The organism is Rhodoferax sp. GW822-FHT02D07 (assembly GCF_058802405.1).
On sequence record NZ_JBXAOD010000006.1, the window covers coordinates 23,343 to 35,794 of the forward strand.

11 protein-coding genes are annotated in these 12,452 nt (G+C 63.2%); 5 read left to right on the top strand and 6 right to left on the bottom strand.

Annotated elements, in window-relative coordinates; translation table 11 throughout:
* Positions 1-157: 157 nt before the first annotated feature.
* Positions 158-1,309 (bottom strand): dipeptidase, encoded by a 1,152-nt coding sequence (locus AC1RNN_RS14110; RefSeq protein WP_493090021.1) that lies wholly within the window; start codon positions 1,307-1,309, stop codon positions 158-160.
* A 103-nt stretch (positions 1,310-1,412) separates the two neighbouring features.
* On the bottom strand, positions 1,413-2,030 hold the full coding sequence (locus tag AC1RNN_RS14115) for a DsbC family protein (protein ID WP_493090020.1): 618 nt from the start codon (positions 2,028-2,030) through the stop codon (positions 1,413-1,415).
* A gap of 599 nt (positions 2,031-2,629) precedes the next feature.
* Here AC1RNN_RS14115 and AC1RNN_RS14120 point away from each other — a divergent pair.
* The 3 genes from AC1RNN_RS14120 to AC1RNN_RS14130 are packed head-to-tail and all read left to right on the top strand — an operon-like array spanning position 2,630 to position 5,854.
* Complete coding sequence (locus AC1RNN_RS14120; protein WP_493090019.1) at positions 2,630-4,183, top strand: GGDEF domain-containing protein; 1,554 nt, start codon at positions 2,630-2,632, stop codon at positions 4,181-4,183.
* A 43-nt stretch (positions 4,184-4,226) separates the two neighbouring features.
* Complete coding sequence (locus AC1RNN_RS14125) at positions 4,227-4,823, top strand: 3'-5' exonuclease family protein (protein ID WP_493090018.1); 597 nt, start codon at positions 4,227-4,229, stop codon at positions 4,821-4,823.
* A 26-nt stretch (positions 4,824-4,849) separates the two neighbouring features.
* Positions 4,850-5,854 (top strand): 2-hydroxyacid dehydrogenase, encoded by a 1,005-nt coding sequence (locus AC1RNN_RS14130; RefSeq protein ID WP_493090017.1) that lies wholly within the window; start codon positions 4,850-4,852, stop codon positions 5,852-5,854.
* Positions 5,855-5,861: 7 nt separating this feature from the next.
* On the opposite strand, the gene AC1RNN_RS14135 is transcribed toward AC1RNN_RS14130, so the two are convergent.
* A complete protein-coding gene (locus AC1RNN_RS14135; protein ID WP_493090016.1) occupies positions 5,862-6,485 on the bottom strand; it encodes a DUF938 domain-containing protein in 624 nt (207 codons plus the stop codon).
* 9 nt (positions 6,486-6,494) lie between these two features.
* Positions 6,495-6,743: a hypothetical protein gene (locus AC1RNN_RS14140; protein WP_493090015.1), complete on the bottom strand. Its 249-nt coding sequence runs from the start codon at positions 6,741-6,743 to the stop codon at positions 6,495-6,497.
* 720 nt (positions 6,744-7,463) lie between these two features.
* On the opposite strand from AC1RNN_RS14140, the gene AC1RNN_RS14145 reads away from it, so the two are divergent.
* The gene (locus AC1RNN_RS14145) at positions 7,464-9,455 is read left to right on the top strand and encodes a hypothetical protein (protein ID WP_493090014.1); all 1,992 of its coding nucleotides are present in this window, start codon (positions 7,464-7,466) and stop codon (positions 9,453-9,455) included.
* Between the two features lie 62 nt (positions 9,456-9,517).
* On the top strand, positions 9,518-10,396 hold the full coding sequence (locus AC1RNN_RS14150) for a TraB/GumN family protein (RefSeq protein WP_493090013.1): 879 nt from the start codon (positions 9,518-9,520) through the stop codon (positions 10,394-10,396).
* A 14-nt stretch (positions 10,397-10,410) separates the two neighbouring features.
* On the opposite strand, the gene AC1RNN_RS14155 is transcribed toward AC1RNN_RS14150, so the two are convergent.
* Positions 10,411-11,475 (bottom strand): alkene reductase, encoded by a 1,065-nt coding sequence (locus tag AC1RNN_RS14155; RefSeq protein ID WP_493090012.1) that lies wholly within the window; start codon positions 11,473-11,475, stop codon positions 10,411-10,413.
* A 118-nt stretch (positions 11,476-11,593) separates the two neighbouring features.
* Complete coding sequence (locus tag AC1RNN_RS14160; protein ID WP_493090011.1) at positions 11,594-12,445, bottom strand: substrate-binding periplasmic protein; 852 nt, start codon at positions 12,443-12,445, stop codon at positions 11,594-11,596.
* Positions 12,446-12,452: the final 7 nt, after the last annotated feature.

Sequence of the window (12,452 nt, forward strand, 5' to 3'; positions counted from 1 at the left end):
ACCGCAGGCGCTGGCCGTGGAGTGAGGTGCCGGTGGCGACCTACCGCCAGTAGTCCTTATCCGACGCGAAACCCAAAAATATGGCTGTTAAAGGCTCCCCTCGCCGACGGGGCGAGGGGCTGGGGGAGTGGGTGTCCAAAAAAGCGAGGTCTCCCCCTCACGCAGCAGGCAACTGCGCCTTCAACAGCCGCAGAACATTGCCCCCCATGATGGCAGCCACATCCGCCTCCGAGAACCCAGCCTCCAACAACCCCTCGGTAATCCGCACCAACCCGGTCGTGTCAAACGCCGTCTTGGTCGCCCCATCAAAGTCCGACCCTAGCGCCACATGCTGCACCCCCACCAGGTTGGCCGTGTAGCGGATCGCCTTGACGATGGAAGCCGTGTCCAGCCCGCAGACCGCGCCTTCAAAGTAGCCGATGCCCACGACACCGCCCGTGGCCGCAATCGCCTTGATATGGCGGTCGCTGAGGTTGCGCGGGCCGGGGCAGGTGCCTTGCACGCCGGTGTGTGAGACCAGCAGGGGTTTGCGCGTCATGGCCAGCACGTCGTCGATGACTTTGGGCGAGGCATGGGCCAGGTCCACCAGTACGCTTTTCTCCTGCAGCCGCGCCACCACCTGTTTGCCCAGGGGCGTGAGTCCGCCTTTCTCCAGCCCATGGGCCGAGCCGCCGATCTCGTTGTCGAAGAAGTGCGTCAGGCCCATGATGCGAAAGCCCGCATCAAACAGCGTGTCCACGTTCTCCAGCTTGCCCTCCAGCGGATGCAGGCCCTCGGTGGCCAGCAGGGCCAGCAGCATTCCTGGAGCCGCCGGGCTGGCGAGGTCGGCCTGGCTGCGCACGATGCGCATGGCGCCGCCGCTCTCGGCCGCAGCCTTGTGCAGCTTCTCGCCCTGATAAAGGGCGCGGGCGAGCAGGCTGTTCCAGGTGGCGCGTGGCCAGCGTTGGGCCATGACCAGCATGGTGATGCTGTCGCTGTCGGCACCGTTGCGCTCGAAGTTCAGGCCCTTGGGCGATTTGGTGACGGTGCTGAAGACCTGCAGGCTGACCTTGCCTTCCTGCAGGCGGGGCAGGTCGCTGTGGCCGTAGTCATAGCGTTGCAGCAGGTCGCGCGACCAGAGCAGGGCGTCGTCGTGCAGGTCGGCCACAAAGAGCGTGTTGTGCAGCGCCGTGGCACGCGCATTGGCGCTGTGCGGGGCGGCCAGGGCCACGCCGTTGATGCGCTGGTCCACGATGCGGGGCAGGGTGAAAAACACGCCTGCGCCCACGGCGGCCAGCACGGCCACGCCGATGGCGATTTTGCGTTTCATGGTGTCTCCGGTGTTGTTCTTGCAAGAAAAAGGGGGCCTTAGCCCCCGTGGATTATGCGCAAGCAGCTAGCAAATCCATAGCAAACCGGCGACACCTCCGGGCTCAGATTCCCAGTAGTTCGGCCAGGGCTGCGGTTTCCATGGCGCCGGCATGGGTGACCACATTGCCGCTCTTGACGTTCTTGGCCACGATGTAGGGCACCGATTCGGCCTTGAGGTTGTTGAACAGCTCGGTGTTGGCCTTGATCGTCGCCTCCAGCTCGGGCGGGGTGCCGCCGGTGATGGGGGCGCCGCCAGTGCCGGCCAGCAGGGAGGCTTCGTGCGCCGCCATGAATTCGGCAGGGTTGGGTGCGCCCAGGATGGCCGCGCCCTGCGGGGCGCTCTTGCCGTTGATGAAGGACACCGGCACCCAGACAAACTTGGCCTTGTTCAGCAGGGGCTGCGAGGTCCCCCACAGGTGGCCGCAGTGCGGGCATTGCGGGTCGAACAGCACGAAGACCGGGTTGGCGCTCATCAGCGCGCCCACAGTGAAGCCCTTGCCCGTGGTGGCCACCTTTTCATAGACCTGGGCGGGCGGCAGGCCGCTGTCGGCCGCCTTGGCGGCTGCGGGCTCTTCGCTCTTGGAACAGGCCGCAAGTCCGGCCACTGCGGCTGCCAGGGGCAGGCCGAGCAGGTGCAGACGTTGGCGTTGGACGGGGCGGGGGGAGGAGGCTTGGCGCATGGATTCTCTGGAAAAAGTGGAAGAGGGGCCCGGTGGCCGGGCACAGCGTGGGTGGAGTGTGCCAGCTGCCAAAAGGTTCCCGGTTTGGTCATTTCGCGGGCACCCTTGGCAAAGCCCCTATTTTTGCGGGTTTTGCCGCTTGTGAACATAGTTATCCACAAAGTCACGCACAGTTTCGGGGTGCAACCTGGGGCGTTTGGAGCCCTCATTTTCGGGTTTACCCCAATTGTCGATTTGTCCTAGCACAGATTTTTCCTCATTGAGGAAACAGCGCTGTCCAGCTGCGGCGACAGGGTGTTTTGCCCAAAAAATGGGCACTCTGTGGAGAGCCTTGGCTGGCGCGGATTGTGACGCTTATGCCATGGTTTATCCACAAGCTTGTCAGCCCGGAAATTGGGTAACATTTTTTTTGCAATGCAAAGGCTTGGAAGCCGCGCGAGGGCCGTGGTGGCGATGCGAGTCACTATCATTTGTGAAGTGCCGGGCACGATTTATCGTATGAATGGGGCAGGCCGGTTTCGCCTACGTTGCGTGCCCTGTCCGCATCTGCCATAGTGCGTTCGGGTCAGGGAACACACAACAAGGGTCAGGCACACCGCATGCTTCTCTTCAAACCGAAGAATCGCCCCTATTCATTGCGCCGCAACTTGCGGTTATTGGTTTTCGTATGCGTACTGCCAGCTTCGCTGGTCAGTGCGGTACTGACCTATTCCACCTACGAACTCCGCCGTGCCCAGACCGAGCAGCAGACCGTGCTGCTGGGGCGCACCGTGCTGGCCGACCTGGAGCGGGAGATTGCGGCGGTCGAGTCTGGCGCACGCGTCCTGGCAACAGCACCTGAGCTGGCGCAGGGCGATCTGCGCAGCTTCTACCTGCGTGCCAGCGACGCCTTGGCAGCCGGCACGGTCTACAACTACATCCTCACAGACACCACGGGCCGCCAGGTGCTCAACACCCTGCGGCCCTGGGGGGCCGTGCTGCCCGCCGACGGCACGCCTGCGCAGCTGGGGCGCGTTTTCAGCGAGCGCACCACGGTGCTCACCGATTTGTTCCTGGCACCCGTAGCGCGCCGCAACGGCATTGCCCTGGGCGTTCCCATCCTGCGCGGGAATGACGTGGTTTACAGCCTCAATATCGGACTGGACCCGACCCGCGTGCAGGAGCTGCTGGCGCGCCACCAGCTGCCGCCGGGCTGGACCATGGCCGTGCTCGACAGCAGCGGCCACATCGTTGCGCGTTCGCGCGATGCATCCCGCTTCATCGGGCAGCCTGCACTGCCCAGCCTGCTGGCGGCGATGGCCCTGCGCGACGAAGGTACGCTTTCCACTGAAAACAGGGAAGGTCAACCGGTGCTGACCGCCTATTCCACCTCCACGCGCTGGCGCTGGCGGGTCGCGGTGGCCGCGCCGCGCGGGCTGCTGCTGCATGACCTCATGGTGCAACTCTGTTGGGTGCTGACCGGCAGCGTGCTGGCCTACGGGCTGGGCCTGTGGCTGGCGCGCACCATCTCGCTGCGCCTGCTGGCCTCGGTGCACCAGCTCAACGCCGCCGCCAAGGCCCTGAGCCACGGGCAAGAGGTGCAACTGCCCAGCATCCGCTTGACGGAAACCGAGGCCGTGGGCGCGGCGCTGCTGCAGGCCTCAGCCGCCATGAAGCAGGTGACTTTCTATGCCCAGCATGACGCGCTGACCGGGCTGCCCAACCGCCTGCTGTTCGACGAGGTGGCCGAGCGCAATCTGGCGTTTGCGGAGCGCCGTGGCCATTCACTGGCGCTGGTGGCGGTGGATCTGGACGGCTTCAAGACCGTGAACGACACCCAGGGCCATGCCACCGGTGACGAGGTGCTCAAAGCCGTGGCCCAGCGTATCCAGACCATGATCCGCGCCTCTGACATTGCAGCGCGCCTGGGGGGCGATGAGTTCATCGTGCTGCTCAGCGATGTGGACGCCACCACTGCCCTGGAAACGGCACGGCGCATGGTGCAGACGCTGTCCGAGCCTTACCCGCAGGTGCTGGCGCCGGTGTCGGCCAGTGTGGGGGTGGCGCTGTTCCCCAGCCATGGCGTGGATATCAAGTCCCTGGCTCAGGCCGCAGACCGGGCCCTGTACCGCGCCAAGCAGGCGGGCAAGCACCGCGTCTTGCTCGCGGATTGAGTGTGCGCGTGGAGCCCCAGTGCGAGTGGGCGATGATAGGGGCATGCAGGAACGCCTCCCCACCCCCGACAAAGACACCATCGCCCAGTTGCCGCTTTTCGAGCGCCTGGGGCTGGATCGCATCACCCTGGTCAGCACCGGCCCGCAGGCCCGCGAGGCCCAGGCCGCACTTCTCAAGACGACGGCCTGGGGTTTTGACACCGAGTCCAAACCCACATTCAAGGTGGGCGATGTGTCTGATGGCCCGCACATCCTGCAACTTTCCACGCTGCAGCACGCCTGGGTGTTCCAGCTGCATGACCCGGAGTGCCGCGCTGTGGCCGCCGATTTGCTAGCCGTGGGGGGCATTGCCAAGGCCGGGTTTGGTTTGGGCGATGACAAGAAGCGCATCGTCAGCAAGCTGGGTGTGCAGCCCCAGGGCATTCTGGAACTCAACACCATCTTCCGCGAGCGTGGCTATCGCAAGGACATGGGCGTGAAGGGCGCGGTGGCTGTGCTGTTCAACCAGCGCTTCGTGAAAAGCAAGAAGGCCGCGACCAGCAATTGGGCGCTGCCCAGGCTCAGTGAGTCCCAGTTGGTCTACGCGGCCAACGATGCCTACGCCGCTGCCCGTGTGTACCAGGCGCTGGGGCTTGAATGACATTCAACTAAGCAAGGGGCCCCTTCATGCACATCAATGTTTACAGCACCCGCCCGTACGACCGGGTTGCTCTCAGCGCTGCAGCACAGGGCAGTGCGCACACCTGGCAGTTTCTGGACTCACGCCTGGACGCGGGCACGGTAACTACGGCAGTGGGTGCTGACGCGGTGTGCGTCTTTGTGAATGACCAGTTGCCACGCGAGGTGCTGCAGTCTCTGCACGCCCAGGGCGTGCGCCTGGTGCTTCTGCGCTGCGCAGGCTTTAACCAGGTGGACCTCGCGGCCGCGGCTGAGCTGGGAATCGCCGTCGGGCGGGTACCTGAGTACTCGCCCTATGCCGTGGCCGAGCACACACTGGCCCTGGTGCTCACGCTCAACCGCAAGATCCACCGCGCCCACGCCCGGGTGCGCGAGGGCAACTTCGCGCTGGATGGCCTGCTGGGCTTTGACCTGCACGGCCGGACCATCGGTGTGGTGGGCACGGGCCGCATTGGTGAGACCTTTTGCAGGATCATGAGCGGCTTCGGTTGCACCCTGCTGGCGGCCGACCCGCAGCCCAACCCGGCCTGTGTGGCTCTGGGCGTGCAGTACGTGCCGCTCGCCGAGCTGCTGGCGCGCAGCGATGTGGTCAGCCTGAACTGCCCGCTCACACCGCAAACCCGCCACCTTATCGATGACGCGGCCTTTGCCGTGATGAAGCGCGGGGCCATGCTGGTCAACACCAGCCGGGGTGCGGTGGTGGACACGCGCGCAGCCATTGCCGCGCTCAAGAGTGGACAACTGGGCGCGCTGGGGCTGGACGTGTACGAGGAAGAGGGCGATCTCTTTTTTCGGGACTTGTCGGGCACTGCCATCCAGGATGACGTGTTTGCGCGCTTGCTCACATTCCCCAATGTGGTGGTTACGGGTCACCAGGCCTTCTTTACCGAAGACGCACTGGCCGCCATTGCCCGTACCACGCTGGACAACCTTGAGACCTTTGTCCGCACCGGGCGGCCACGCTATCCGGTGTCTGTGGAAAAGCTCGTGTAAGCCTCAATCAGACCGCAGCCCGGTTCCAGACAAGCAACAGGTTGTTGGCCGGCATGGCGTGGCGGGCTTGGAGCTGCAGGCCCGCCAGCGCGGCTTGCGCTCGTACATCGGCCAGCTGGCGGATGCCAAAGCGGTCATCGTGCGCGCGCAGGCTTTGGTCAAAGTCCAGGTTGCTTTGGGTGGGCACCACGTCGGCTTCAAAGTAGGGGCCATAGGTCACCAGCACGCCGCCCGGCGCCAGGTGTTGCGCTGCGCCGCGCATCAGCGCGCCACACGCTGCCCACGGGGCGATGTGCAGCATGTTGATGCACAGCACCAAGTCGTAAGGGCCCGCCTGCTCGGCGCCTGCGGGAAACCAGGGTTCGTTGCAGACGTCCAGTTGCACCGCAATGTCGATGTTGGCCAAGTCGGCCTCGGCGGCGCGCACCTCGATGTTGTAGAGCGCGCCGCGGTGCACCTCGGTGGGTTGCCAGGTCCACTGCGGCAGGTGCTGCGCAAACCAGACCACGTGTTGCCCCGTGCCCGATGCAATCTCCAGCGCGCGGCCCTGCGCGGGCAGCAGGCTTTGCAGCACCTCCAGAATGGGTTGCTTGTTGCGTTCGGCGGACGGGCTGTGGTCGGGTCGGGCCATGGAAAAGGATCAGTGCGTGATGAACTCGTAGCTCACTTCTTCGCTCTCGACCATATCCAGAATCTCGTTCAGCTCTTCCTCGCTGTCGGTGCTGGACCAGGTTTCTTCCGGGTCATTGGTGAACAGGGGCTCGATCGCCATGTCCAGAAAGCTGCCATTGGGCAGGCTGAGCACAGGCGTGCCTTCGGAGGTTTCCACCAGCTCCCAGTCATCGGGAACGGACATTTCCAGCTTGATGGTGACGTGCAGGGTTTTCATGGCGGGTCCTTTGGTGGGTTGTGCTTGAGGCGGCGAGGTTAACCCAGTTGCATGACGCGGTACCACAAGTTTTGCGGCTCCAAAACGTGGTCCCTGCGGTTGCTTAAAAAACGGGCACGCCGTTCCAGCCCAATGCTGGCGCGGCTTTCGCGGCTTGTAAACACGCTTATCCACAAAACAGCCCACAGACGGGCGGGGTAAGTTTTTTTTTGGAAGGAGAGGTGCAGATTCGCCGCATTCAGTTTCTTTGCGGTAGTCCGTGCTGAGAGTTGTCGTTTCTGCTTGCAGGAATCTGTCCAGTCGGATACGGATTGCGTGCTCAATTAGTAGGGGATTGCGCATGGAAATACATGGCAATCCTTCATAATGTCGGTCGAATTAAATAAGAATTATTCTCGATAGTGGTGTTCAGGGGGAATCATGGGTCAATCCGGCATCGCCTTGCGTGTGCTCACACGCTTACGCACTTTCTTTTGTCTTTCACTAGTCGCTGTGCTCTCGGCTTGCGGGGGAGGGGGTGGAGGAGGGGGCGGTGGTGGCTCAGGCAGTTCTTCCACAGGTTTGGTGGGCCAGGTTGCTAAAGGCTTGACCAGCGGCGCTGCGGTAACGCTTTACAGCTTAAGTAACACGGGGGTACGCACTTCCATTTTCACTACTGTCAGCAATGCCCAGGGTAGTTTCAGTCTTGCCCCATCGCTCTCAGCCGGGCAGGTGTATCTCTTGGAAGCCGTGGGCGGGCAATATGTCAATGAAGCGACCGGAGCGACGGAGCCGTTGGCAGCCCCCATGCGCGCGGTGTTTGTTGCAAGTGGGGCGGAGCGCCGTTTCGCCATTTCTGCGATTTCCGAAGCGGTTGCCCTAGAGGTGGAGCAATCCAGCTCGCCGACCAAATGGAGTGCCAGTTCGGTCGCCAGTGCCACGACCGTGATTAACACAGCGTTCGGATTGCCCAGTCCGTTTGATCTGCGCTTTGTGGATCTGACCAACTATGTGGCTGGCAGCGATCCCAGCCTTAGCAATGCCGATCTGACCTTGTCCCTGCATGTCGGTTTTTTTGCAGGATTCATGCACGAGCAACGTCTGCGCAATAGCAGCCAGCCGTTTGCAGACACCTTGCAGGACTTTCGCCGGTTGGTTACTTCGAACAATCCGGATCCGCAGCTCATGTCCGATTGGACCGCGGGCCTGATCCGCTTTGTGGAGCGGGTGCCTTTGCTGGCGAATAGCAAAACTACTCTCTACACCTCACTGGGCCTACCTGCCAATCCCACTGTGGAGCAGTTCTCCGGGGCAGAGTCTACAGGCCAGTCCTCGGCTACGGTGCCGAATGGGGTCATGCGTGTCTTGCTCTCTTCAATCGGCTCCACTGACACGACGGACACTGTATTCAATAGCCGCGGAGCCTTGGTGGCTTACCGTCAGGGGACAGTCAACTCGGGGCTGGGTTTCGCTCACCTGGGGTCTGCCAGTGTGGCGGAGGTGTATGCGACGGAGGAGACCGCCATTGGTCGATGGAACCGGGGCTATTACTACGACTACTGGGTTACGTACAACGCGGCACAAAACCAGTTCAATGCGAGCCAGGCGCATAGCGCCCCCATGGGGAATTGGGCGTATGCCGCCGGTGTTCCTGCGAGTAGCTCACCCAGTTGTGGTGTGATCACCATGGCTCCGCAGGCACAGACCAAGCCTTACAAGAGTAGCGATGGTTCTTTGGAACTCACGCTAGATGATTCCTCGCGGATGGTGTTCCAGTTCATCAATGGGATCACTTTTGCAGGTTACAGGCTAGTGCTGCGGGATGCTCAGAACAATTACTACACCTTGGCCAGTACGGGTGGTACCAGCAACCCCCTACAGGGTGCACGCCTTGACAACAAGAGTGAGTTCAACAGCCACTATGGAATTCCATTGCCGACTGGGGGTACCCTGACCATGCGAGGTTTACTGGCAGGCGTAGGCGCGACCAAGGCGGTGATCACGATGGATTCAAACGCTGTGCCTATCCGCAACCTGGCGGTGGCCTTTGCGCAGGTCGGCACGCTCCAGACCTGTACCCCGCCCAATTTCACAGCGGGTGCCGTTAGTCCCTTGCCGTCTGCGGCGGACTACAACATCAGCTTCATGGACTTCAGCAATCCAAGTAGTCTGGAGTTTCTGTCGGATGGGACCCCCAAGCTAGCCTACACAGCGCCCGGCGTTCCCGCGACCCAGAGCGCTGAAAAGCGAGGTAATGACGAGGCGGGTATCGGCATCATCCTGCCGCCCTTTCTCCGCACGGGCGATCCAGTCGCCGTGCCGCGTGCCTATTTCTATGTGAAGTCGCCCTTTGGCACGGCGATGCCGCTCACCGGCAGTGCCGAGTACCGCTTGATTGCCAGCACCCCTTATCTGGTCCGTACCGGCAACCAACTGATCTCGGCCAGCGCGGAGATCCAGTCAGCCAGCTTGAAGATCCAGTTTGACCAATACCCCATGGGGACTGCCAGTGCCTGGTACGGCACCTGTGAGCTGACGGTCAACAACCAGCTGGTACAGACCTACGCTGCCAGGTACGGCAGGGAGTCGGGTACCTGCAGCGGCTCGGGCATTGAAGCGTTTGCGGCGGGCATCTCGCCCGGAAGCAATCGCTATGCAGTGGTTCACCTCAAGCGAGACGTCTCGGGCACGGTGCAGGCCGAGGCGGCATTGTTACTGGAGAAGGTACCTTGAATTCCCCGCCGTCGGCCTGCAAGCCTTTCGATATGCTTGGTGTTTTGCAGGAAGGGGGCGCGATGAAGAAATGGCTAGGGGCTTGGCTGCTGGTGCTGTGGACGGGCCTGGCCTGGGCGCAGCCACCGGTGCCGCTGTTGTGGAAGGTGAGCGGGGCGCAGGGCAGCGTGTACCTGCTGGGCTCGTTTCACCTGCTCAAGGAGAGTGACTACCCGCTGGCACCTAGCGTGGATACGGCGCTGGCCGATGTGCGGGAGGTGTATTTCGAGGTGTCGCCACAGGAGGCACAGTCGCCCGCGCTGGCCGAGAAGATGAACCGCGTTGCGATGCGTACCAATGGCAAGACCCTGCAGCAATCGCTGTCGCCCAAGACCTGGGCTGCCTTGCAGGCCTATGCCGCCAAGAACGGGATGTCCCTGGAGCCGCTGCAAAGCTTCAAGCCGTGGTTCATTGCCGTGGGCCTGACGATGGCCGAATTCATGAAACTTGGCTTCAGCCCGGCGGTGGGGCTGGACCAGTATTTCATGACCCGGGCCGAGCAGACGAAGAAGCCGGCTTGGGGCTTGGAAACTGCGGACGCGCAGATCACCCTGCTCGACGGAATGGACGCCGCCACGCAGGGGGATTTCCTGACCGAGACCCTCATCGACCTGGAAGACACGCCCACCATGGTGGGCGCGTTGCACAATGCCTGGCGCCAAGGTGACGATGCGGCGCTGGATCGCCTGGGCAGTGCAGACATGCGTGCGCGCTTTCCCAAGCTTTACCAGCAACTGCTGGTAGACCGCAACCGTGCCTGGCTACCCAAGCTGGAGGCTTTGCTCCAGCCTGGCGCCAGCGGCAACGCCCTGGTGGTGGTGGGTGCGCTGCACCTGGTGGGCCGCGATGGCCTGGTGCAAATGCTCCAGACCCGGGGCTACCGCGTGCAGCGCCTGCGCTAGCCCCAAGTGCCTGCTCAGGCCGCTTGCAGCACCGGATAGTCGGTATAGCCCTTGGCGCCGGGCGTGTAGTAGGTGCTCTGATCGGGCGTGTTTAGGTCCGCGCCAGCGCGCACGCGCTCGGGCAGGTCGGGGTTGGCGATATAGGCGTTGCCAAAGGCCACCGCATCAAGCTTGCCATCCTTAATGGCTTGCTCGGCCTCTTCCGGGGTGTAGCCCATGTTGCCAATCAGTACGCCCTTGTACTTGGCACGTGCCACCGTCATTACGTCGGCCTTTTGCTGGCCGAAGAAGTCGGCGCGCATCAGGTGCAGATACGCCAGCTTGAAGTCGTTGAGGCGCTCGGCCAGGAAGGTGATCAGGCCCACCGGATCGCTGTCACGCATGCTGTTGTAGCTGTTCAGGGGCGACAGGCGCAGGCCTACGCGCTCGGAGCCGATGGCCGCGCTCACGGCCGCCAGCACTTCAAACAGGAAGCGCGCGCGGTTTTCCACCGAGCCACCGTAGCTGTCGGTGCGCTGGTTGGCGCCGTCGCGCAGGAACTGGTCGATCAGGTAACCATTGGCGCCGTGGACTTCCACACCATCAAAGCCAGCGGCAATGGCGTTCTTCGCGCCCTGGGCGAAGGCGGCCACGATGTCAGCAATCTCCTGCGTGCCCAGGGCATGGGGCACGGCGTGAGGCACTTTGCCGCCGGGTGTGTGGATTTCACCGTCGATGGCAATCGCGCTGGCAGACACCGTGCGCTGGCCGCCGTTGATGTCGGGGTGGGCGGCGCGGCCCGCGTGCCAGATCTGCATGAAGATACGGCCGCCCTTGGCGTGCACCGCGTCGGTCACCTGGCGCCAGGCTTCCAGTTGTTCCTTGGAGTAAATGCCCGGTTCGGCAATGAAGGCCGAGGTGCCTTCGCTCACCATGGTGCATTCGGTGATCAGCAGGCCACCGCTGGCGCGCTGGGCGTAGTACTCGGCCATGAGCGCGTTGGGCAGGTGTTCGGTGTCAGCACGGGTGCGGGTCAGTGGGGCGAGAACAAAGCGGTTGGGCAGGGTCAAGGCGCCAACGGTCAGGGGAGTGAAGAGCATGAAAGATCCGATGGGTGGGTGAAAGAAGGAGGCGAAGTTAGCACCGGCTGAATAAACCCGGCCCCGCAAGGTTTCTGGTAGCTGGGGTAGGCGCACCCCTGTTGCGCGGGGGCGATTTTCAGTTGGTACTGACGTCGGCGCTCACCACATCGGCGGGGTAGTAACGCTCGAAGTACTGCTTGAGCGTGCCATCCCGCGCGGCCTTGGTGGCCGCATTGCTCAGCAGTTCGAAATCGGTCGGACTCAGCGTGCGGCGCGAAAAATACGCCCCCACGCGCGAGCGCGGCAAGCCAGCCAAGGCCGTATAGCGGAATTCCCCCGCCTGAACGCCCGCACCGGGCACCGCACCGGCTTGCAAAGCTGAGTACAGCAGGGTAGGGGGCAGGATGGTGAAATCCGCCCGCCCCAGGCGCAGCAGGCGCGCCACGGTCTCCAGATCGTTCACATACTCCAGCCGATCTTCAGCAGCCAGGTCGCGCAGCAGGCCATCGTATTCGTCGCCCCAGCTGTAGGTACGCACCATGGCGGCTCGCCAGCGAGTCTTGCTGACGAGGGTACGCAGGTCGCGCGGAATGTTGCTGGCACTGCCCAGCGTAATGAGGTTGGGCGTGAGGCTGATGAAGTGAACAAACTGCGCCTTCTTGTCGCGCTCAGCGTTTTGTGATGCGGGCAGCAGCATGTCGGCTGTGCCTGAGTCCATCACCATGCTGTCGGCCCGCGCGCGCGGCACCACGGGGAACTGGAAGCTGCAGCCCGCGCGGCGGCCCACTTCGCGCAGCCAGTCGGGGTAGACGCCGCTGACCGCATCGTCCGTCACTCGCACATTGAAGCCGGTGGGCGCGGCCGGTACCACGATGGCGCGCGAACACTGCGCCAGCGCGGCGCTGTGGCCTGCACCCCAGGCCAGCGCCAACGCCGCGGCCTTCCACCAGGAGCGCAGACACCACGGGGATGGGTCAGCACTTGTCATCATTCCA

Excerpts from the sequence above, each read along its gene's own strand:
- AC1RNN_RS14110 (WP_493090021.1), bottom strand. The coding sequence starts at position 1,309 with ATGAAACGCAAAATCGCCATCGGCGTGGCCGTGCTGGCCGCCGTGGGC.
- AC1RNN_RS14115 (WP_493090020.1), bottom strand. The coding sequence starts at position 2,030 with ATGCGCCAAGCCTCCTCCCCCCGCCCCGTCCAACGCCAACGTCTGCAC.
- AC1RNN_RS14120 (WP_493090019.1), top strand. The coding sequence starts at position 2,630 with ATGCTTCTCTTCAAACCGAAGAATCGCCCCTATTCATTGCGCCGCAAC.
- AC1RNN_RS14125 (WP_493090018.1), top strand. The coding sequence starts at position 4,227 with ATGCAGGAACGCCTCCCCACCCCCGACAAAGACACCATCGCCCAGTTG.
- AC1RNN_RS14130 (WP_493090017.1), top strand. The coding sequence starts at position 4,850 with ATGCACATCAATGTTTACAGCACCCGCCCGTACGACCGGGTTGCTCTC.
- AC1RNN_RS14135 (WP_493090016.1), bottom strand. The coding sequence starts at position 6,485 with ATGGCCCGACCCGACCACAGCCCGTCCGCCGAACGCAACAAGCAACCC.
- AC1RNN_RS14140 (WP_493090015.1), bottom strand. The coding sequence starts at position 6,743 with ATGAAAACCCTGCACGTCACCATCAAGCTGGAAATGTCCGTTCCCGAT.
- AC1RNN_RS14150 (WP_493090013.1), top strand. The coding sequence starts at position 9,518 with ATGAAGAAATGGCTAGGGGCTTGGCTGCTGGTGCTGTGGACGGGCCTG.
- AC1RNN_RS14155 (WP_493090012.1), bottom strand. The coding sequence starts at position 11,475 with ATGCTCTTCACTCCCCTGACCGTTGGCGCCTTGACCCTGCCCAACCGC.
- AC1RNN_RS14160 (WP_493090011.1), bottom strand. The coding sequence starts at position 12,445 with ATGACAAGTGCTGACCCATCCCCGTGGTGTCTGCGCTCCTGGTGGAAG.